This is a genomic window from Seonamhaeicola sp. (assembly GCF_028281565.1).
GTDB lineage: Bacteria > Bacteroidota > Bacteroidia > Flavobacteriales > Flavobacteriaceae > Seonamhaeicola.
Genome location: NZ_JANQJQ010000013.1, coordinates 190,413 through 211,137 on the forward strand (window position 1 = coordinate 190,413; position 20,725 = coordinate 211,137).

The 20,725-nt window shown below is 36.9% G+C and carries 19 protein-coding genes; 12 read left to right on the forward strand and 7 right to left on the reverse strand.

From position 1 onward, the window contains the following. The 3 genes from Q0983_RS06250 to Q0983_RS06260 are packed head-to-tail and all read right to left on the reverse strand — an operon-like array spanning position 1 to position 4,277. Positions 1 to 1,230, reverse strand: coding sequence for a glycosyl hydrolase (locus tag Q0983_RS06250; protein WP_299550334.1), 1,230 nt, complete (start codon positions 1,228 to 1,230; stop codon positions 1 to 3). Positions 1,231 to 1,276: 46 nt separating this feature from the next. Further along, positions 1,277 to 2,722, reverse strand: coding sequence for a hypothetical protein (locus Q0983_RS06255; RefSeq protein WP_299550336.1), 1,446 nt, complete (start codon positions 2,720 to 2,722; stop codon positions 1,277 to 1,279). 34 nt (positions 2,723 to 2,756) lie between these two features. Then, the gene (locus Q0983_RS06260) at positions 2,757 to 4,277 is read right to left on the reverse strand and encodes an arylsulfatase (RefSeq protein ID WP_299550338.1); all 1,521 of its coding nucleotides are present in this window, start codon (positions 4,275 to 4,277) and stop codon (positions 2,757 to 2,759) included. 109 nt (positions 4,278 to 4,386) lie between these two features. Here Q0983_RS06260 and Q0983_RS06265 point away from each other — a divergent pair, with 109 nt between their 5' ends. The 3 genes from Q0983_RS06265 (at position 4,387) to Q0983_RS06275 (ending at position 8,951) form a co-directional block, all read left to right on the forward strand. After that, positions 4,387 to 6,024 carry a CTP synthase gene (locus Q0983_RS06265; RefSeq protein WP_299550340.1) on the forward strand — a complete coding sequence of 546 codons (1,638 nt, stop codon included), beginning with the start codon at positions 4,387 to 4,389 and terminating at the stop codon, positions 6,022 to 6,024. Between the two features lie 120 nt (positions 6,025 to 6,144). Beyond that, positions 6,145 to 8,040: a membrane protein insertase YidC gene (gene yidC / locus Q0983_RS06270; RefSeq protein WP_299550342.1), complete on the forward strand. Its 1,896-nt coding sequence runs from the start codon at positions 6,145 to 6,147 to the stop codon at positions 8,038 to 8,040. Positions 8,041 to 8,249: 209 nt separating this feature from the next. Further along, a complete protein-coding gene (locus Q0983_RS06275) occupies positions 8,250 to 8,951 on the forward strand; it encodes a toxin-antitoxin system YwqK family antitoxin (RefSeq protein WP_299550344.1) in 702 nt (233 codons plus the stop codon). A gap of 121 nt (positions 8,952 to 9,072) precedes the next feature. On the opposite strand, the gene Q0983_RS06280 is transcribed toward Q0983_RS06275, so the two are convergent. Both Q0983_RS06280 and Q0983_RS06285 read right to left on the reverse strand, forming a co-directional pair. Then, positions 9,073 to 9,195 (reverse strand): fasciclin domain-containing protein, encoded by a 123-nt coding sequence (locus tag Q0983_RS06280; RefSeq protein WP_299550346.1) that lies wholly within the window; start codon positions 9,193 to 9,195, stop codon positions 9,073 to 9,075. Between the two features lie 111 nt (positions 9,196 to 9,306). Continuing rightward, a complete protein-coding gene (locus tag Q0983_RS06285) occupies positions 9,307 to 11,592 on the reverse strand; it encodes a fasciclin domain-containing protein (protein ID WP_299550348.1) in 2,286 nt (761 codons plus the stop codon). A 185-nt stretch (positions 11,593 to 11,777) separates the two neighbouring features. On the opposite strand from Q0983_RS06285, the gene mnmA reads away from it, so the two are divergent. The 7 genes from mnmA (at position 11,778) to Q0983_RS06320 (ending at position 17,740) form a co-directional block, all read left to right on the forward strand. After that, the gene (mnmA, locus tag Q0983_RS06290; protein WP_299550350.1) at positions 11,778 to 12,965 is read left to right on the forward strand and encodes a tRNA 2-thiouridine(34) synthase MnmA; all 1,188 of its coding nucleotides are present in this window, start codon (positions 11,778 to 11,780) and stop codon (positions 12,963 to 12,965) included. Between the two features lie 9 nt (positions 12,966 to 12,974). Further along, positions 12,975 to 13,922 (forward strand): nitronate monooxygenase, encoded by a 948-nt coding sequence (locus Q0983_RS06295; protein ID WP_299550352.1) that lies wholly within the window; start codon positions 12,975 to 12,977, stop codon positions 13,920 to 13,922. A gap of 22 nt (positions 13,923 to 13,944) precedes the next feature. Then, positions 13,945 to 14,727, forward strand: a complete 783-nt coding sequence (locus Q0983_RS06300) for an FkbM family methyltransferase (RefSeq protein WP_299550354.1) — start codon at positions 13,945 to 13,947, stop codon at positions 14,725 to 14,727. A gap of 330 nt (positions 14,728 to 15,057) precedes the next feature. Further along, positions 15,058 to 16,443: an MATE family efflux transporter gene (locus Q0983_RS06305; protein ID WP_299550356.1), complete on the forward strand. Its 1,386-nt coding sequence runs from the start codon at positions 15,058 to 15,060 to the stop codon at positions 16,441 to 16,443. Between the two features lie 32 nt (positions 16,444 to 16,475). Beyond that, a complete protein-coding gene (locus Q0983_RS06310) occupies positions 16,476 to 16,826 on the forward strand; it encodes a four helix bundle protein (RefSeq protein WP_299550357.1) in 351 nt (116 codons plus the stop codon). Between the two features lie 98 nt (positions 16,827 to 16,924). Then, on the forward strand, positions 16,925 to 17,152 hold the full coding sequence (locus Q0983_RS06315) for a hypothetical protein (RefSeq protein ID WP_299550359.1): 228 nt from the start codon (positions 16,925 to 16,927) through the stop codon (positions 17,150 to 17,152). Positions 17,153 to 17,170: 18 nt separating this feature from the next. Beyond that, entirely contained in the window at positions 17,171 to 17,740 is a 570-nt protein-coding gene (locus Q0983_RS06320) for a phosphatase PAP2 family protein (RefSeq protein WP_299550360.1), read from the forward strand. Here Q0983_RS06320 and meaB read toward each other — a convergent pair. Continuing rightward, positions 17,737 to 18,813: a methylmalonyl Co-A mutase-associated GTPase MeaB gene (gene meaB / locus Q0983_RS06325; protein ID WP_299550361.1), complete on the reverse strand. Its 1,077-nt coding sequence runs from the start codon at positions 18,811 to 18,813 to the stop codon at positions 17,737 to 17,739. The genes Q0983_RS06320 and meaB overlap by 4 nt on opposite strands. A 60-nt stretch (positions 18,814 to 18,873) precedes the next feature. Then, entirely contained in the window at positions 18,874 to 19,428 is a 555-nt protein-coding gene (locus Q0983_RS06330; protein WP_299550363.1) for a DUF2911 domain-containing protein, read from the reverse strand. A gap of 174 nt (positions 19,429 to 19,602) precedes the next feature. Here Q0983_RS06330 and Q0983_RS06335 point away from each other — a divergent pair, with 174 nt between their 5' ends. Both Q0983_RS06335 and Q0983_RS06340 read left to right on the forward strand, forming a co-directional pair. After that, positions 19,603 to 20,154, forward strand: a complete 552-nt coding sequence (locus tag Q0983_RS06335) for an RNA polymerase sigma factor (protein WP_299550365.1) — start codon at positions 19,603 to 19,605, stop codon at positions 20,152 to 20,154. Beyond that, positions 20,138 to 20,725, forward strand: coding sequence for a hypothetical protein (locus Q0983_RS06340; protein ID WP_299550367.1), 588 nt, complete (start codon positions 20,138 to 20,140; stop codon positions 20,723 to 20,725). Before Q0983_RS06335 ends, Q0983_RS06340 begins: the two co-directional genes overlap by 17 nt.

Sequence of the window (20,725 nt, forward strand, 5' to 3'; positions counted from 1 at the left end):
CTATTCTTTTTTACTCTCTGCAAATTCTGCTTTGGTATTCCTGTTTCTGGAAAAGCTGAACCGTGACAGGTAATTATCTCCGGTCCACCATGTTTCACCGGGATAAACTTTTGTTTTGTGGTGTAAGCCCCAGCTCAGTGCTTCTGTCGGGTGCTTGTCATTGTCTAAATCAGTTACCAGTCCCATAGCCGTTGGTACCCAGTTTACATAAGACATAATTTCGAAATTAATACCATCGGGTGCATATTGCAGTGTTTGCCTTTCCGGACCATCTGCTGAGGATGCCATGGCTATGCCACCTTTGTATGGCCAGACACAAAGCTCATGTCCACTGTGTGTGATCGGGTTGTATTCAGATTTAATGTAAGGCCCTTCAATGTTATCGGCGATAGCAACCCCCCAACGTATTTCACGTCCACCGGCAGTATTTCGTTCTCCCATGCGCTCGCCTTTGTAATACAGGTAGAACTGATCTCTGTAGTAAAGCAATGTGGGGTCATGAACTTTCTGACTATCAAAGCTTCCTTGTGATTTTACGGCGAAACGATTGTCTTCTTCTCCAAGCCATTCACCATCCTGAGCAGCCTCTAAAATGGGGGCTTCCAGGCGCTTCCATGGGCCCCGGGGATTGTCAGCTACGGACATACCTACCGTATTGAAAGAACGATTTACATAAGGTGCTTTAATGCATTGATACACCAGATAATATTTCCCTTGATGAGCTAAAATTTCCGGCGTAAAAACTGAGCGGTCATCATAGGCACCTTTTGGTCCGAATGTTACTGCCAATCCTTCTTCTTTCCAGTCCCATCCATCTTTGGAAGTGGCATACCATATTTCTGTTTTATCCCAGGGGAATACTTTTTTGTCAGGATCACCGGTTCCAAAGCCATAGGTTGCTCCCGTAGATTTTGAATACCAGGTATAGTATAGACCATCCACTTTAATTACCATCGTGGGATCTCGTCTAATAACGCCTTTTTCATAGCCAACGTCACCCTTTAAAGGATGGTCGTTGAACTTCCCGAACCACTCTTCATTTTTATGGTAGTTATTTCTTAGGGCTCTTTTTGATGCGGCACTCATTTTTTCCGGATTGCCAATGGCCAAAAAATCGTAATCGGCTTCTGTGTATTGTGCTTCAATAGGGGCTGTGTCTTCTGTTGTTTTGCTATTGTTACAGGACGTTGCAAGCACAGCGATACTTAAAAATGTGATAAATGTCTTCATTAGTTTAGTTGTGTTGATTTTTGTTTTAAATAGTTTATAAATATACTTAGTATTTTAGATTTCTTTTTGAAAATTCAAGATCATTTTTACCCGCATTTTCATGCCATAAAATAGCTTCTTTATTAGCCTTTTTCACCTGTTCCAAGGCGTCACTTCTTGGATTTCCAAATGGGTCAAACATACCGGTTTGCTGTTTCCCTGTATTATCCAAGTTACCGCCTTTCCATTGTTCCAAATAACCGCAGTATAACCAACCAACCATATATGGCAGGTTCATGATACCTTTTAAATAGGTGGTATATTCTTCCCCAATAGCTGCATGGCTTTCAACAGGTATACCTTTAGCTTTTTCCATTTCAGGAGTTGTATATCCATAGGCGTGATCACCATTTAAAATAGGCTTTCCGGAGAGTTTATAAAAACGGTTCAGTTTTTTAACATGGGATGGTTTAAAAAATTCAAAGTCCTGGATAAGCAATACATCCACATATTTTCCGGCAATTTCATAAACCCAATCCGGATGACCGTTGCCATGACAACTAATTTTATCACCCAAAATGAGATGATTAGGATCATACTTTAAAATAGCGTCTCGATTTATCTGATGCCATTTTTCAATGATTCTTTTACTCATCTCTGTCTGGTCTGCTATCCATTTTTCAATATTATCAGGTCTTTTCCAGTTAGAAATTTGTGCAATTTCCTTCCAGCTGTAAGCGTTTAGATTATAATTTAAAGCAACATGCTGTGGAGAACTATAGTGTTCTTTTAAAATGTCGATCCAAACCTGTTTGCCGGCTGTCATTTGGTCAACATTGATGAGGTCTAAAACCCATGGATGAAATTCCAAACCATTTTTGTCCTTTTTGGAATATTTTAGCCTTTTATTATAAACTTCAAAGGAATAGCTTGGTAAATCATCATAAGTATAGCCAATTAAGTATTTACTGCCTTTATGCTTGGAACAGTAATTTTTAGAAACGCTTTCAGCATGCTTTTTAAACTCGGCACTAAATACATCCGGGAATTTAACACCTAATTTTCTAACTCGATTAGCGTGAATTTGGGCCGTTTTTATTTTTCCTAAATAATATATCCCAAGTTCATTGAAATATACATCGGGTAATTGCATGGGACGATGAAAAGCTATGGTATTAAAATGATAATCTTTATGATCTTTAGCAGTCTGATCCATCCATTTTTTAATGGCATGCTCCGCATGCCAGTTAACTTTATCGTTAGAAAGTATATCACCTCCAAATTTTTCTGACCAAAAATCATGATTATGAGGTGCAAACCTTATGTAATCGGCCATATGGTTCATTCCCGTTGAAATAAACTTTTCACCATCTGCATTTACTAATAACCACCATATGCCATCTATTTGCTCAAGATGTATATAGAATTCAGAGCCTATAATACGATTTTGTGCATCTGTTTGGAGACCATAAAATGAAATCAGGCAAAGAATTAATAAACTTTTAAAGTTCATAGTCTTGGTAAGGTTTTGTTTTAGTCATTAATTACTATATTTTTACGCTGTAGCCATCAGTTTTGTATTGCTGTAATAGGGCTTTTAAAGTGTCAACTTTATCCGGGTGTTTTTCAAAAAGATTGATACGCTGCTCAGGGTCTTCTTTCATATTAAAAAGTAAACCTTCCGTGTCAAAATCTTCATATTTTCTGAGGTTTTTAAAGCTTTCGGGCATTTTAGTATGTTGTCCGGTGGGTTTGTTAATATACAACCAGTCACCATGTCTCATACCCCAGATGCCTTCATACGTATTGTGTACCATATCGGTTCTAACGGTGGTGTTTTCTCCCAACAAAACCGGTAATTGATTAAAACTATCGGGAGCTGCATTCTCAGGGAGTTCAATATTAGTTATATTAGCAATGGTTGCCATCATATCTGTTTGAGATATTAGGGCATCAGAAACGGTGCCGGGGTCTATTTTTTCAGGCCATCTAATAATAAATGGGACATGATGACCACCTTCCCAAACATCCCGCTTTAATCCTCTAAAATCGCCCATGCTGAAGTGGTCATGTGTTTCAGCCCTGGTAAAAGCATACCTTTCAGGACCGTTATCAGCACTGAAAATGACTATGGTGTTTTCTTCAAAACCTTTATCTTTTAGTGCCTTTATGACTTGACCAACAACCCAGTCGGATTGGTACATAAAATCACCATACGCACCTGCTTTTGATTTTCCATCAAATTCATCATTCGGAATTATAGGCGCATGCGGTGATGGTAATGCAAAATATAAAAAGAAAGGGTGTTTATCATCTTGCCGATTGATCCATGCTACGGTTTTCTCTGTAAGAGTAGGCAGCACTTTGTAAGGATTCCACCCCTTTACTTTCGGTCCGGGACGGAATTCCCATGCGCCTTCCTTGACTTCAAAACCAATATTATGAACGTCCATAACCTCTGTTGGCGTTTCAATAATACGATCGTTTTCAACCCAGGCATAGGGTGGAAAATTAATGGTGCCGTCGCCAAAATAATAATCAAAACCTCTATCTAATGGGCCACCGGTAATAGGTTTGTTGAATTCTATGTCTTCCGGTTTATAAAATTTCCGCAATTTTTGCCATTGCAATACTTCGCCCGAAGGGTCGTTTTTAAATTCCCAATTCCATCCTAAATGCCATTTTCCTATACAGGCGGTGGTGTAGTTTTTGGTTTTTAAAATCTGTGGTAAGGTGACATCCGAATCTTTAAAAAACGGTTTGCCAAAACTATTTACAATACCGTGTTGCCTGCGCCAATGGTGCACGCCCGTAAGCAGTGAAAACCTACTTGGTGAACAAATGCCGGAAGAACTGTGCGCATCTGTAAAACGCATCCCTTCATTGGCAAGTCTATCTAAATTTGGTGTGGGGATTTTAGAGTTTGGGTTTTGACAATTAAGGTCGCCATACCCCATATCGTCTGCGTAGATTATAACTATGTTCGGTAACTTTTCAATAGTAGGTTTTGAACAACTTGAAATTAAAAGTAAAGAGCCTATAACAAGTTTGATCAGGCAGTTTTTCATAATGTGGTAGCTGTTTACGTTTTGTTGAAAACTAGCCCTAAAATACTAAAAACTTATTCAGTAATAACTATTTTAATTTTGTAAATTTGCCTGCGTTTATAAGCGCAACATGACAAGTACAAAATACATTTTTGTAACCGGTGGAGTTACATCTTCTTTAGGAAAAGGTATCATAGCAGCCTCTCTTGCTAAACTATTACAGTCTCAGGGTTACCGGGTTACCATTCAGAAACTGGATCCTTACATCAATGTGGATCCGGGAACACTAAACCCTTATGAACATGGGGAATGCTATGTAACCGAAGATGGTGCGGAAACCGATTTGGACTTAGGACATTATGAGCGCTTTTTAAACGTCCCTACAAGTCAGGCAAATAATGTAACTACCGGACGTATTTACCAAAGTGTTATTCAGAAAGAAAGACGCGGTGAGTTTTTAGGAAAAACGGTGCAGGTAGTTCCCCATATTACGGATGAAATAAAACATCGCATTCAGATTTTGGGAAAGTCTGGCGATTATGATATTGTGATTACGGAAATTGGTGGAACTGTAGGTGATATTGAATCGTTACCATATATAGAAGCCGTACGTCAATTACGTTGGGATTTGGGGGAACATAATGGTATTGTAGTGCATCTAACATTAGTACCTTATTTATCCGCTGCCGGAGAGTTAAAAACCAAACCAACGCAACACAGTGTTAAAACGTTGATGGAAAGTGGAATTCAAGCGGATGTACTGGTGTGTAGAACCGAGCACAATTTACCTAATGATTTAAAACGAAAATTAGCCTTATTCTGTAACGTTACACAGGAATCTGTTATTCAGTCTATTGATGCCTCAACGATTTATGATGTTCCAAATTTAATGTTGGAAGAGGGGCTTGATAAAGTTGTTTTAGAAAAACTAAACTTGAAAAGCTCAAAACCTGATATGATGAGGTGGAATGAGTTTGTAACGCGTCATAAAAACCCAAAGACAGAAGTAACTATCGGACTTATTGGTAAGTATGTGGAGCTTCAGGATTCTTATAAATCTATTTTGGAAGCCTTTATTCATGCCGGTGCGGCTAATGAAGTTAAGGTGAAGGTAGAGTCTATTCATTCGGAATATTTGAATAGTGACAATATTGAAGTGAAGTTATCGCATTTAGATGGAGTTTTAGTAGCACCCGGTTTTGGAGAGCGTGGTATTGAAGGTAAAATTGACGCCGTTAGATTTGTACGTGAAAATAATATTCCGTTTTTAGGAATTTGTTTGGGTATGCAAATGGCAGTCATTGAGTTTGCGAGAAATGTTCTGGGTATTCAAGATGCTGATTCTACAGAAATGAATACGGAAACCAATAATGCTGTTATTGATTTGATGGAAGAACAAAAATCTATTACAGACAAAGGTGGTACCATGCGTTTAGGAGCCTGGGCATGCGATTTGAAAATAGGCAGTTTAGTAAGAGATATTTACAAGGTAGAATCCATTGAAGAACGTCACAGGCATCGTTATGAATTTAACGGTGATTATAAATCACAAATGGAAGAAAAAGGTATGATTGCTACCGGACTCAATCCAGATACCGGTTTGGTGGAGATTGTTGAAATACCTGAACATCTCTGGTTTGTTGGTGTACAGTATCATCCTGAATATAAGAGTACGGTTGCTAATCCGCATCCATTATTTGTGGCGTTTGTTAAGGCTGCCTTAAAATATAAAAGCAAGCAAAAGGGTGTCAGTATGGCACAAAATTAAAATTGGATAGTTTTTTGATTATCTATTAAACTTTATAATAAATAATATTTTGTCATATTGAGCAAAGCGAAATATCTCATTGAGGTTCTTCATTTCATTCAGAATGACATTAACTAAAATATGGAAGAAAAAAAGTTAGATATAAATTCGATTATAGGCTTTGTGCTTATTTTCGGAATTTTGGCTTACATGCTGTGGCAGAACCAGCCAACACCTGAAGAGCTTGAAGCACAGGAAAAGGTGAAGCAGGAACAGGTAGAAGCTGAACAGAAGGCCAAAGCACAGGAGCAAACTAAAGTGACAACAACAACAGATTATGCCATTGGCTCCGATGTTGATTCACTTCAACAAGTTGCTCTGACAAATAAACTGGGAGCTTTTGCATACTCTGCTTTAAAAGCCTCCGATGAAGAAACGGTTGTAGAAAGTGATTTGTTGGCGTTAAAGTTTAGTAATAAAGGCGGGCATCTTTCAGAAGTCAGATTAAAGGAATTTGTAGATTTTAGAGACCAACCCATATATTTGGTAAAAGATAACAACACCGCTTTCAATATTAATTTCGGAACAACCGATAGCAGAATTCTGAATACCCAGGATCTATATTTTGAACCTACAATTACCAAAAATGACGGTGGAACAGTAGTTTCTATGAAACTGAAGGTTTCTGAGAGCAAATTTTTAGAATATCGATATGATTTAAAAGATGGTGATTATATGATGGATTTCACCATTCGCTCTCAAGGTTTGGATGACGTATTTAATAGTTCGCAACAGATCAATTTAGATTGGAAACACAAAGGCTATCGCCATGCAAAAAGTATTTCATATGAAAACCGTTATACCGATATCCATTATGAATATGAGGGCGGTAAGGATGATTATACCGGTATGCGCGATGCCGATGAAACCCTAAATGATGTTACCTGGATAGGGTATAAGCAGCACTTTTTCTCGTCTATTTTATTAACAGACACCGCTTTTAAAACCGCTCAAATCACATCTGAAAACTTAGTTGAAGACGAAGCGGTTGATACGGTTTACACGAAAAAGTTCACTTCTAAAATGCCTTTAGAACTAAAAGGAGGGGAACTGAACTATAATATGAATTGGTATTACGGGCCAAGTGAGTTCAGAACACTGAACGCTTACAACCGAAACCTGGATGAAATGGTACCATTGGGTTGGGGTATTTTTGGTTGGATCAACCGCTACCTGTTTATGCCGTTGTTTAGTTTCTTAGGTGGCCTTATGCCTTACGGTATTGCTATTGTTGTAATGACCATTTTGGTAAAAATATGTTTGTCTTTTGTACAGTATAAACAATTCTTGTCACAGGCTAAAATGAAGATTTTAAAGCCTGAGTTAGATGCCATACGAGAGAAGTACAAAGACAATAAAATGAAAGCACAACAGGAAACCATGGCGTTACAGACTAAGGCGGGAGCTAGTCCGTTGTCAGGTTGTTTACCGGCATTAATTCAGTTACCGGTATTTTATGCGTTATTCCAGTTCTTTCCATCGGCTTTTGATCTAAGACAGGAAAGTTTCTTGTGGGCGGACGATTTATCGTCTTATGATACCGTAGCAAATCTTCCATTTAATATTCCATTTTATGGGGATCACGTCAGTTTATTTCCATTATTGGCTTCAATCGCTATTTTCTTCTATATGCGTTTGACCACCGGGCAGAACATGCAAACCCAGCCACAGCAGGAAGGTATGCCGGATATGGCTAAAATGATGAAGTACATGATGTATTTCTCGCCAATTATGATGTTGTTCTTCTTTAATAACTATGCCTCCGGGTTGAGTTTGTATTATTTCATTTCAAACTTGATCAGTATTGGTATTATTTTGGTAATTAAGAATTATATTCTTGATGAAGATAAGATCCATGCTCAGATCCAGGAGAATAAGAAGAAGCCAAAGAAACAAAGTCGTTTTCAGGCCAGAATGCAGGAAATGATGGAGCAGGCTGAAAAACAAAAGCAGGCACAACAAAAAAGAAAGCGATAAAAAATAAATCAAATCCTTCCCTTTAAAAGGGAAGGTGGCTTTCAGTTTAAGAAAACTGAAAGACGGAAGGGTTAAAGCTGCCAACAGAGACTGTTACTGAGTCACTAAAAATGGCAGCTTTTTTGTTAGATACAATTTGAAAAGCTATTTTTCGTTTATATTTTGCTATTCACAATCAAAGTAAAATTTTGACCATTTAAGTTTGTTTTATGAAACAATTGCATCTGATTATAATTTTATTTAGTTTTTTTTCACTTTCGGCGCAAACTATAAATCAGTTTGATGAAAACGGAAAGCGCCATGGTATCTGGAAGAAACATTTTGAGGGAACCAAAGTACTGCGGTACGAAGGACAATTCAACCATGGTAAAGAAACAGGGACCTTTAAATTTTTCAAGAACATTAAAGGGAAGGCGGTTTTAACTGCTTCTAAGGTTTTTAATGAAAAGGATAATATGGCTGTAGTTAAGTTTTTTTCTTCCAGAGGAAAGTTAATCAGTGAAGGGAAGATGCATGGTAAAAAGTACATGGGAGCCTGGAAATATTACCATAAGGATTCTGATAAGATAATGACTTTGGAAACGTATAATCAAAATGGTAATCTTGATGGCGAACGTTTTGTGTATTATCCTAATGGCCAGGTAGCCGAAAAGCAAAATTATATCGATGGGAAGCTGGAAGGCGAATCTATTTGGTACTCTCTAAAAAATGTAGTTCTGAAACATTTTATTTATGTAAATGACGAATTACACGGTGTATCTAAGTATTATAACCCTAAAGGTGAATTAATTGCGGAAGGACGTTACAAACATGGAAAAAAACATGGTATCTGGAAATACTACGAAAACGGGAAGTTAAAAGAAGAAAAAGATTTTACACCCAAATCAAGATACAACAAAAAAGCTCCCTGAGATAGGGAGCCTTCCTTTTTCATAGACAATTTTAATAGTGAGAGAGAGATAGCTATTAATGTATTCTATGTCTACGAACTAACCAACTAACTAATCAAACTAACAAGAGTTTCTTAATATCTTAAGGTAGAGGTGGTAAAACAACCTTATCGATTGCATGTATAACACCATTTGAAGCTTTAACATCAACAGCAATTATGTTGCTTACTCTGCCGTTAGAATCTTCTAAGGTTGTACCACCCATGATATTTGCTGTTTACCCTCCACCTTATAATTTTGTTATTTCATCTTTGGATTTACAACCGCATTCGTTCTATTTGATGCGGTTGTAAATATTGTTAAGCTTTTATAATTCTTATCTTATTACTCTGTCAATCACATGTACAACACCATTTATAGCCTGAATGTCTACTAAGGATGTAACTATATTGCTTGTTCCGTTACTATTTGTCAGCGTAAAATTGGTATTGTCTGCCGTTATATCGCCACCTAAAGTAGTTACGGTTCCGTTTGGTAATCCACTGGATTGTACATTCGCGTTAACAATATGTAACAACAGAACGGAATCCACAGTACCGGTAGGAATATCTGTTAAAGCACCTGCTCCCAAGTCCGTTAATAAATTTCCGAAAGCATCATTAGTAGGAGCGAATACCGTAAATGGTCCGGCAGAAGCATCAGATACTGTAGCTATATAAGGAACAGTAGGTGTACCTGTATCGGCATAAGCCAGGGTTGCAACTAAAGTTGATAATGCGGGATTACTGGTTGCAAAAGTTGCTATGGTAGGCAATCCAATAACTTTATCTACGGCATGGATAACACCGTTAGCTGCTACCACATCCGGTAAAGCTACTGTTGAAACACCATTGAACATAACGCCATTAGATGTATCGAAGTAGATACTCATGGGGTTATCACCTGCACCGGTTGCACTGGTATTAGAATATCCTGAACCGGCATTTACCAAATCTGTTGAAAACGTGGTTCCACCCAGGACATGGTTCAATAATACTTGTGAAAGCGCATCGGTTGGAACATCGCCTAAAGAAGCAAAATTATTATCGGCTAAGAAGCTTGTAAAGCCATCATTTACCGGTGCTAACACAGTAAATGGACCATCACCGCTTAGTACATTAACCAAATCTCCGTCTGCTGCAGTTAAAGCCGCTACCAAATTACTAAAAGAAGGGTTAGCTAAGGCATGATCAACTACACTTGGTAACCCAATCACTTTATCTACTATGTGAATGACACCGTTTGTTGCTTCAATATCTGCAGAACTAACGGTTGAAATACCATTGAACATAACACCATTAGACGTATCGTAATAAATACTCATATTCATATCTCCGGCTCCCATGGCATTGGTATTAGCATACCCTGACCCACCGGCTATTAAATCTCCCGACATAACTTTTCCGGTAATTACATGATTTAATAATACCTGAGCTAAAATATCTGTTGGAACATCGCCTAAAGAAGCGAAATTATTATCAGCTAAGAAGGTTGCAAAAGCCTCATTTGTAGGAGCGAGTACTGTAAATTCGGTAGTACCGTTTAAAATAGAAACCAGATCACCATCGGCTGCCTGAAGCGCTGCCAGAAGGCTACTAAGGCTTTCATTAGCTGCTACTTTACCCGCTATGGTGTTTGGAATATTAGGTAAAACCACCTTATCTATTACGTGAATCACGCCATTTGCTGCTTGAACATCAACCACTTGTATATCACTAACTCTTCCATTGGCGTCCGTCAGTGTTGCACCTCCTGTAACATTAGCCGTAATATCGCCACCCAGCGTAGAAACGGTCATGTTATCCATTAGATCGGATGAAAGTACATTGGCTCCGGCAACTGCATGCAGGTCTAAAGTAGCTTTTAATGTCGGTTCATCGATATCTCCTAATGAATTTGCTCCCAGTTCCGTCAGTAAATCTGCAAAAGCTTGATTTGTAGGAGCAAAAACTGTGAATGGTGCCGGATCCGTACCATTTGGTGTGGATAAAGCCGAAACGTAATCAAACGTAAGATCTGATCGGGTTAATGCTGACACTAAAATTGAAAAATCATCATTAGTTGTTGCAAAGTCAACTAAAGATGGCAAACCAATCACTTTATCAACAACATGGATCACACCATTGGTGGCATCAATATCAGGAGTTGTAACCATAGACATACCATTCAGTGTAACACCACCTGCTGTATTTATGTATATACTCAAGTTAGCTCCGGTTGTAGCTTCGGTAGCTAAAGTTTTTCCGTATCCTGTTGATAATGAGCCGGAAACCAGCTCACCTGATATCACATGGTTTAACAATACCTGTGTTAATACAGGTTGAGGAACATCTTCCAAGCTTGCAAAGTTATTATCTGCCAAGAATTGCGCAAAGGCATCGTTGGTAGGAGCAAACACTGTAAAAGAAGCTGTTGGGTCATCCAGAACGGCTGCAAGGTTTCCTTCTGCTGCCAGCAGTGCTTGAACCAAAATGCTTAAATCTGGTGTTGCAACTGCAAGTTCTGTAATAGTTTCTGGGGTTTTTTGAACAACAGTATTATCGTCATCATCACTACATGATATTACAATGAATGTAGCTAATAACAGTAAAGTTGTTCGTGCTAAGGCTGCTAATGTTTTCATGATTAAAAAATTTAAATTATCATTTTGTTTGACAAATTTATAAAAAAGTTAAACAAAAATCCAAATTTTGTTTCAAAAAAATTTAAAAAAGTTAAACAAAATGATTTTTTGAAGATTTCTCATGATGCTTTTTTGGTATCAATTTGTTTAGAGAATATGTATCTTTGTAGCCTAATTTAATTAACATGAAACGTGTCATTATAGGGCTTTCAGGGGGAGTGGATTCCAGTGTTGCTGCTTATCTATTAAAGCAGCAGGGTTATGAGGTTATTGGTCTGTTCATGAAAAACTGGCACGATGATTCTGTGACCATTTCTAATGAATGTCCCTGGTTAGATGATAGTAACGACGCCATGTTAGTGGCCGAAAGATTAGGCATTCCTTTTCAAACAGTAGACCTAAGTGAGCAATATAAAGAACGCATAGTAGACTATATGTTCAACGAATATGAAAAGGGAAGAACGCCTAACCCGGACGTACTTTGCAACAGGGAGATCAAGTTTGATGTGTTTATGAAGATAGCCCTGGATCTGGACGCAGATTATGTAGCTACCGGTCATTATTGTAGAAAAGGTGTTATTGAGAAAGATGGCGAAGAAGTGTATCAGTTACTTGCCGGGGTAGATAATAATAAGGACCAATCGTATTTTTTATGCCAGTTGTCCCAGGAACAATTATCTAAAGCACTATTCCCTATTGGAGCATTAACAAAACCGGAAGTTAGAGATATTGCTAATGACATAGGGCTGGTTACTGCTGATAAAAAAGACTCTCAGGGACTTTGTTTTATTGGTAAAGTAAAATTGCCTAACTTTTTACAACAACAGTTAAAACCAAAAGAAGGGGTTATAGTGGAAATTCCTAAAGAACAGGAAATTTTCAATCAGGAGCAACCTGAATTCACTTCGGAAGTAGACAAATTGGAATACCTGTCAAGAAAAATTGATTACAAAGTGGAGTTTGGAAAGATTGTTGGCAAGCATCAGGGGGCTCATTATTTTACCAAAGGTCAAAGAAAGGGATTAGCAGTTGGCGGAACCGTTGAACCATTATTCGTTATTGATACTAATGTTGAAGACAATGTTATTTATACAGGTCAGGGAAAAGAGCATCCCGGATTATTAAAGAAAGCATTGTTCGTTAGCAATGATGAATTACATTGGATTCGGGAAGACCTTGCATTAAAGGTAGATGAAACCTTAAAAGTGGAAGCCAGAATTCGATACAGGCAACCACTTCAAAAAGCAACTTTGCATAAAGTGGATTCCGGGTTATATGTTGAATTTGAAGCCTATCAATCAGCTATTACCGAAGGGCAGTTTGTTGCCTGGTATATAAACGATGAACTTTTGGGTTCCGGCGTTATTTCTTAACTTTCAAATATGCCAAATAGAATTACCGAACTTTTTAATATTCAATATCCCATTGTTCAGGCCGGAATGGTTTGGAACAGTGGATGGCGTTTAGCATCTGCAGCGAGCAACTCAGGGATTTTAGGACTTATTGGAGCCGGGTCCATGTATCCGGATGTGCTTAGAGAGCATATTCAAAAGTGTAAAAAAGCTACCGATAAACCTTTTGGGGTCAACGTTCCAATGTTATATCCAAATATCCGGGAAATTATGGATATTATTGTTGAAGAAGGCGTTAAGATCGTTTTTACTTCTGCAGGAAACCCTAAGACCTGGACCTCCTGGTTACAGGAAAAAGGTATTACAGTAGTCCATGTGGTTAGTAGTGTAAAGTTTGCTCTAAAAGCACAAGAAGCCGGAGTTGATGCTATTGTTGCAGAAGGTTTTGAGGCCGGTGGACATAACGGACGTGATGAAACTACAACCTTAACTTTAATTCCTATGGTTAAGGAACATATTAAAATCCCGTTAATTGCGGCAGGAGGTATAGCAACCGGTAGTGCTATGTTAGCTACTATGATTTTAGGAGCCGATGGGGTTCAAATAGGAAGCCGTTTTGTTGCCAGTGAAGAAAGTTCGGCACACCAAGCGTTTAAGCAGGTGGTTGTTGACGCCAAAGAAGGTGATACGCAGTTAACTTTAAAGGAATTAGCACCTGTAAGACTCATAAAAAATAAGTTTTACGATGAAGTTGAAGCACTTTATAAAACAGGCCCTACCGTGGCTCAACTAAAAGAACTGTTGGGAAGAGCGCGTGCCAAAAAGGGTATGTTTGAAGGCGATTTAGATAATGGTGAACTGGAGATAGGACAAATTTCAGGGTTAATTCATGATATAAAACCAACATCTCAAATTGTTAAGGATATTATTGAGGAGTTTAAATTAGCAAAAATAGAGATTGACCAAATTATATTATAATGTCTATTTAAATGAAGTAAATTTGAATAATTCCATTATATCTAAAGTATTTTATAGAATTTCTAAGGTAAAATTGATACCAAAATGGATAAGGTCATTAGGTGTTATTCAGTTGGTAAAACTACATGCAAATTTTAAAACTAATAATGGTGAAAATATTAGGCTTAAGGTTAAAGGGTATGATAACCCAATTTATTTAAGGCCTAATACAACGGATTTGAGAATATTTCGACAACTTTTTATTGAAGAAGAATATAATGTTGATATCCCTTTTAAGGTTAAAACTATTGTTGATGCTGGAGCCAATTGTGGGTATTCCCTAGTGTATTTTGCAAATAAATTTAAGGGAGCCAAAATAATAGCTATAGAACCAGAAAGCTCTAATATTGAAATGATTAAAATGAATATTTCCAATTATAGAAATATTGAAGTTATTCAAGGCGGTCTATGGGATAAGAGTTGTAGCTTAATGATCGTAAATAAAAATGCCGGCAAATGGGCCTTTAAAGTAAGTGAAACCACTGAAGATAAGGCTGAGTTTATGGGGATCTCTTTGGAAGATATTATGAGCACATATAAACTAGAGTCTATAGATTTGTTAAAAATGGATATTGAGGGTTCTGAAAAAGCTGTTTTTTTAAATCATTATGAAAATTGGCTTCCGAAAACTAGATTTGGTCTTTTGGAAATACATGAAAGTTATGAAAAAGGAATAACATCCTTAGTATATGATAGGCTTAATAAATATAATTTTGAGATTTCTCAGTCCGGAGAAAATTTAGTTTTTAAAAATATAAAAGTTTGAGTTGTCTACTTCATTAGTAGATTGGAAAAAGTCTAAATAAAGAAAGTTGTTTTGTTAAGTAAAAAGGAGGAAATAATTTCCTCCTTTTTAATATCGAAACGTTTAAGCTGTAATTTTTAATCCCTATAAAATAAAAGCCGAATGTTTCTATAATATCGTAATCATATAAATGATTCTATATTGACGTAGATTAACGGCGCTCAAATGTATAAAAAATAACCACCTAATTATATGAAAGTTATATGAAGTTATTAACATATGTTAATTGTGAGATTTTGAACTAATTTTATAAAATTGGTTAATGCCAAAGCTAAAGGTTACTTTTGCATCATGCAATTACAAAACTATACCAGGGAATTTAAGTACAATTGGCAGTTAGCGGCTCCTGTTATGTTAGGTATGCTGGGGCATACCTTTGTTAGTTTTGTAGATAATATCATGGTAGGGCAGTTGGGGACTGCAGAACTGGCTGCCGTGTCTTTAGGTAATAGTTTTATGTTTATTGCTATGTCTTTGGGTATTGGTTTTTCAACGGCCATAACACCTTTAATTGCTGAAGCGGATGCCGCAGAGGACTTTTTAAAAGGGAAATCGTCTTTTAAGCACGGCTTGTTTTTATGTACGGTTTTAGGGGTATTGCTCTTTTTACTGGTATTTTTTGCCAAACCACTCATGTATTTTATGAAACAACCGCCCGAAGTAGTTGAATTGGCAATTCCGTATTTGGATTTAGTAGCATTTTCTTTAATTCCCTTGATTGTTTTTCAAGCCTTTAAACAATTTAGTGACGGGCTATCCATGACTAAATACCCTATGTATGCTACGCTTTTGGCAAACATCATAAACGTATTATTAAATTATGTTCTGATCTTTGGAAAACTTGGCTTTCCCGCCTTAGGCATTGTAGGGGCGGCTTACGGAACATTGATTTCCAGGTTTATAATGGTTGGGTATTTATGGTATTTGTTGAGAGGAAAAGAAAAATCAAAAGGCTTTGTAACCAACATTAAATTCTTTGTGCTTGATAGATTAATGATAAAAAAGATCCTTAATTTGGGAACACCCAGCGCCATGCAAATGCTTTTCGAAGTAGCCATCTTTACAGCTGCTATTTGGTTGAGCGGACTATTAGGGAAAAACCCTCAGGCAGCAAACCAGATTGCCCTAAACCTGTCGTCAATGACTTTTATGGTGGCTATGGGATTAAGTGTGGCTTCTATGATTAGAGTAGGAAATCAGAAAGGGTTGCAGAAGTATTTTGAGTTACGCAGAATTGCTTTTTCTTTATTCCTAATGGGAACCATACTGGCTTTTGGATTTGCTATTATTTTCTTTGCATTTCATAATTATTTACCGCGATTATACGTTGATTTTGACGATGCCAAAAACTTAGCAGATAACACTGAAGTACTGGCTATAGCATCAAAGTTGTTAATTACAGCAGCCATTTTTCAAATAAGTGACAGTATTCAAGTCATTGTTTTGGGAGCATTGCGAGGGTTGCAGGATGTAAAGATCCCTACGCTTATTACGTTTATATCCTATTGGTTGGTTGGGTTTCCGGTTAGTTGGTTTTTTGGAAAAGCAGATGCTTATGGTAGTTTTGGCATTTGGTTGGGCTTGTTAGCAGGTTTATCAACCGCTGCCATTTTATTGTATATTCGATTTAATTATTTAACTAAAAAGTTGATATCCCAAAAGGTACAAGTGCACTGAAGTGTCTTAAGTATTTAAAGTTACCAAATCCTATGACAAATAAAGAATTTGCGGTTCAATTGGAAAAACGTACTGTAGCGTTTGCCATTAATGTTATAAATTTATCATCTAGTCTGCCAAATAATCCGGAAGGTTTGGTATTGAGAAATCAATTAACCAAATCGGGAACAAGTGTTGGCGCAAATTATAGAGAGGCAAACCGGTCTAGAAGTCCAAAAGACTTTAAAAACAAGATAAAGATTAGTTTAGGAGAGGCATCAGAAACGGACTATTGGTTGGAAATAATTGAAGCATTAAGTTGGGGCAACGAAAGTTTAAAAGATTTAAGAACAGAAGCCAAAGAACTTCTGGCTATTTTCACTTCAATAGCAAACAAACTATAAAAAAAAATCTAAAGTTGAATTGAAAACTCAAAACTTTAAGTACTTTAGTCTGCACATAACTTTAGTGCATTTAAGGCACTTGTAACTTAGAACTTATAATGTCTCTTCCAAAATTTATTTTAGGCGATAATACCGAGTTTCCCAACGCTATTTATGTCATTCATACGGAATTTCCAAGATTCATCATTAATCTTGAAAACGATGCAGTGGAATGGTTTGAAGATTTTGATGCTGAAGACCAGAAGGAACTGGAAACAGAAACTGAGAATGCCATTAAATTAGCAACGGCCTTCTACGATAGCGAAATTGCAAAGTATGACGATTAAGATTTTGAATTTTCTAAGATGCTAGAAAAGATTTTACAGTACGATACGGAGTTATTTTTATTCTTAAACAATTTAGGAACTGAAACCTGGGATGGACTTTGGTTACTGATAACAGACAAACTTACATTCATTCCATTATATGCGTTGTTATTGTTTTTATTATATAAAAAATATGGGTGGAAAGCACTATTGGTTTTTGTAGTGGTTGTTGCTTTAATGATAACGTTTACTGACCAAATCACTAATGTGTTTAAACGTGGATTTGAAAGACCTAGACCATGCCGTGAAACAGATTTAATAGACCAAATGCGCTTTATAGCGGTACGTTGTGGTAAGTATGGTTTCTTTTCCGGGCATTCATCAAACTCAATGGCAGCTGCTGTTTTTGCCGGTTTATTGCTTAGACCATTCTACAAAAATGCTATTTTTATTTTATTGTTTTGGAGTGCCGTGGTGGCATACAGTAGAATTTATGTAGGCGTACATTACCCAACGGATATTGTTTGTGGTTTAACTTTTGGAGCTATTTCGGGATTTATTTTTTATAAGTTGTCGAAGTTTTTACTTAAAAAGTTTGCCATTACTTAATTGTTTAGTTTTAACAAGTAATCAGCCGCAGCAAACGGTGTCGTTTCATTATTTTCAATGAGTTCCAATTGCTTTTTAAGTTCTTTTTTGATTTTTGGCTGATTGAAAAAATCCGATTTTAATTGCGCTTCAATGGTTTGAACAAGCCAGTATTTGTTTTGCTCATTTCGTTTTGCCCTGAAGTAGTTATTTTTAGTAGTAGTGTCTACATAATCTGAAATGATGTCCCAAATGGTATCAATGCCCTTATTTTCCACAGCACTACAGATGGTAACTTTTGGTTGCCAATCAGAGGCTTTTTCAGGATAGAGGTGGAGTGCCCTTGCAAATTCGGTCTTGGCAAGTTTTGCTGCTTTTAAATTATCTCCATCAGCTTTATTAATGGCAATGGCATCAGCCATTTCAATGATTCCCCGCTTAATGCCCTGTAACTCATCACCGGCGCCGGCAAGTTTTAATAATAAAAAGAAATCTACCATGCTGTGTACAGTGGTTTCGCTTTGTCCAACACCAACGGTTTCTATGATGATCACATCAAAACCGGCAGCTTCGCAAAGTGTAATGGTTTCTCTGGTTTTTCTGGCCACACCACCCAAAGAATCTCCGGATGCCGACGGACGGATATAAGCATTTTTATCTCTGACCAAAGCTTCCATTCTGGTTTTATCCCCCAGAATACTTCCCTTAGTTAAAGAACTACTGGGGTCTATTGCCAGAACAGCTATGCGCTTACCCATACCGGTTAAATGCTTTCCGAAAGTTTCAATAAAAGTACTTTTGCCAACTCCCGGAACACCTGTGATACCTATTCTAACAGATTTATCAGCGTGCGGCAAACAGGCTTTTATAATACGGTTCGCTTTTTCTAAATGTTTGGGATTTTTACTTTCAATTAATGTGATGGCCCTGCTTAAAGCCGTAATATCCTTGCTTAAAATAGCTGCAATTAAAGTATCTACATCTATTTTAGTGCTTCGCTTTTTCTTAAGTTTTTCAATAGCGTTATTACTGGTGATTTCCGAGATAGAAATACCATCTTTTTCCTGGAGCGCTGTCTTTTTTGATTTTGCCACTAATTCATAAATGTTTGTAAGCTAAGATAACTAATTAAGAGGCTAATAAAAACAGTTATTTTACTTTAGAGGCACTGCAATTTTAACATCATCCCAGGCCATGGTTAAGAATAATTTATCTGTAGAATTATCAAAAGCAATCGTGAACTGCTCTACAACCGATTCCAGTTTTTGCACCGGGACTTCAACATTGATAACATCGTAGTTAGGATCCCACATGGGTTTCATTTCAGAATCCACACCCCATTCATATTCTTTAGAATTGAACATGACGGTCCAGGAAGAATCTTTGGGAACCGTCCATAAAGTATATTTTCCAACCGGTAAAATCATACCATCAATATCCAGTGTTTCGTTGGTTTGGAACGTGGTGGCTTCGTTTGCACCCGTACGCCATACTTTATTAAAAGGAACCAGGGCACCAAATATGTCACGTTCCTTTTTATAAGGCCTGTTATAAAACACTTTAAGCCTCAAATCATTTAGTTCAAATTTTACAGTATCTTTAGGACTCAGGCGTTTTTCAAAAATATTTTCAACAAAAACAGAATATAAAAGTAGTCCCAAAGCTATTATTGAAAGTAGGATTAACACACGTTTTAAGAAGGCATTCATATGGAGAGATTTTTTCGATATAAATATACTTTAAAAACTTATAATTACTAAGAAGCAAACGCATAATTGTTAGGTTTTGTTATTAAACCAATAAAAAAATAATTTTTTTTGCAACACTTCATTTTTTTTATCGTCTTTTAAAACGAACTAACTTAGACCAAAAGTAGATTTAGTATGTTTCAAGTTGACATTATTGAACAATGTAAACAGAACAACCGAAAAGCACAATTGCAGTTATACAACCAGTACTGCGATGGTATGTATATTGTGGCCAAACGTTTTCTGAAAGATGCTAATGATGCAGAAGATGTGGTACAAGAGGCCTTTATTAAGGCTTTTTCAAGACTACATCAATACAAAGCAGAAGTTACTTTTGGAGCCTGGTTAAAACGTATTGTGGTAAACAAGAGCATTGACTTTTTAAAATCTAAAAAACAACAACTTGTTGAGTTAGATGACGTGCACTTAAAAGTAGTTGATACTCCTGTAGATGACAAATGGTTAGTAGATGATGCTATAACATTAGATGACGTAAAACTTGCTATTAACAAATTACCGGATAAATATCAGTATGTGGTGATGTTGTATTTAATTGAAGGTTATGATCATCAGGAAATATCTGAGATCTTAAGTATTTCTGAGGTGGCATCAAGAACGCAATTATCAAGAGGTAAAGTAAAATTACAAGAACTGTTAACACTTAGGAGTCATGGCGCAAGATATTAGAGAGTTATTTAAAGATGATAAAATAACGCATGAGAAGATGCCGGAAAATCATCAGGAACGTTTTCTTAAAAGGTTGGATGAAGCGTTCCCTGAATCACAAAAGTCTAATTTTGGTTGGATACGTATAGCCGCCAGTATAGTATTGGTAATTGGTTTAAGTGTTGGTGGCTATAAGATCTTTAAACCGGAAGCAGGTACGGTTGACCCGGTAGAAATGGTAAGCACTCCAGTTGAAACTGCAGAAACCAAAACCTTAGGAGATATGTTTCCGGAGCTTAAAAAGGTTGAAGATTACTATTTGGCAAGTATTAATTTGGAGTTATCTAAAATAAAATACACGCCTGAGACTAAAGACCTTTTTGACGGTTACATCGAACAATTAGGAGAACTTGATAAAGAATACAAAAGACTGTCTTTGGAGTTAACCGAATCCGAACCAAGTGAACTGACCGTTAATGCCTTAATTGACAATTTAAAATTGCGTTTAAATTTATTATATCGATTAAAATCTCAATTAAAAGAATTAACACCTTCTGAGGCCGGAACCGAAGAGGTTGAACAATCCATCTAA

Excerpts from the sequence above, each read along its gene's own strand:
- Q0983_RS06260 (WP_299550338.1), bottom strand. The coding sequence starts at position 4,277 with ATGAAAAACTGCCTGATCAAACTTGTTATAGGCTCTTTACTTTTAATT.
- Q0983_RS06280 (WP_299550346.1), bottom strand. The coding sequence starts at position 9,195 with ATGGGTGGTACAACCTTAGAAGATTCTAACGGCAGAGTAAGCAACATA.
- Q0983_RS06330 (WP_299550363.1), bottom strand. The coding sequence starts at position 19,428 with ATGAATGCCTTCTTAAAACGTGTGTTAATCCTACTTTCAATAATAGCT.
- Q0983_RS06340 (WP_299550367.1), top strand. The coding sequence starts at position 20,138 with ATGGCGCAAGATATTAGAGAGTTATTTAAAGATGATAAAATAACGCAT.
- Q0983_RS06295 (WP_299550352.1), top strand. The coding sequence starts at position 12,975 with ATGCCAAATAGAATTACCGAACTTTTTAATATTCAATATCCCATTGTT.
- Q0983_RS06255 (WP_299550336.1), bottom strand. The coding sequence starts at position 2,722 with ATGAACTTTAAAAGTTTATTAATTCTTTGCCTGATTTCATTTTATGGT.
- Q0983_RS06285 (WP_299550348.1), bottom strand. The coding sequence starts at position 11,592 with ATGAAAACATTAGCAGCCTTAGCACGAACAACTTTACTGTTATTAGCT.
- yidC (WP_299550342.1), top strand. The coding sequence starts at position 6,145 with ATGGAAGAAAAAAAGTTAGATATAAATTCGATTATAGGCTTTGTGCTT.
- Q0983_RS06320 (WP_299550360.1), top strand. The coding sequence starts at position 17,171 with ATGCTAGAAAAGATTTTACAGTACGATACGGAGTTATTTTTATTCTTA.
- Q0983_RS06275 (WP_299550344.1), top strand. The coding sequence starts at position 8,250 with ATGAAACAATTGCATCTGATTATAATTTTATTTAGTTTTTTTTCACTT.
- Q0983_RS06310 (WP_299550357.1), top strand. The coding sequence starts at position 16,476 with ATGACAAATAAAGAATTTGCGGTTCAATTGGAAAAACGTACTGTAGCG.
- Q0983_RS06315 (WP_299550359.1), top strand. The coding sequence starts at position 16,925 with ATGTCTCTTCCAAAATTTATTTTAGGCGATAATACCGAGTTTCCCAAC.
- Q0983_RS06265 (WP_299550340.1), top strand. The coding sequence starts at position 4,387 with ATGACAAGTACAAAATACATTTTTGTAACCGGTGGAGTTACATCTTCT.
- Q0983_RS06250 (WP_299550334.1), bottom strand. The coding sequence starts at position 1,230 with ATGAAGACATTTATCACATTTTTAAGTATCGCTGTGCTTGCAACGTCC.
- mnmA (WP_299550350.1), top strand. The coding sequence starts at position 11,778 with ATGAAACGTGTCATTATAGGGCTTTCAGGGGGAGTGGATTCCAGTGTT.
- Q0983_RS06305 (WP_299550356.1), top strand. The coding sequence starts at position 15,058 with ATGCAATTACAAAACTATACCAGGGAATTTAAGTACAATTGGCAGTTA.
- Q0983_RS06335 (WP_299550365.1), top strand. The coding sequence starts at position 19,603 with ATGTTTCAAGTTGACATTATTGAACAATGTAAACAGAACAACCGAAAA.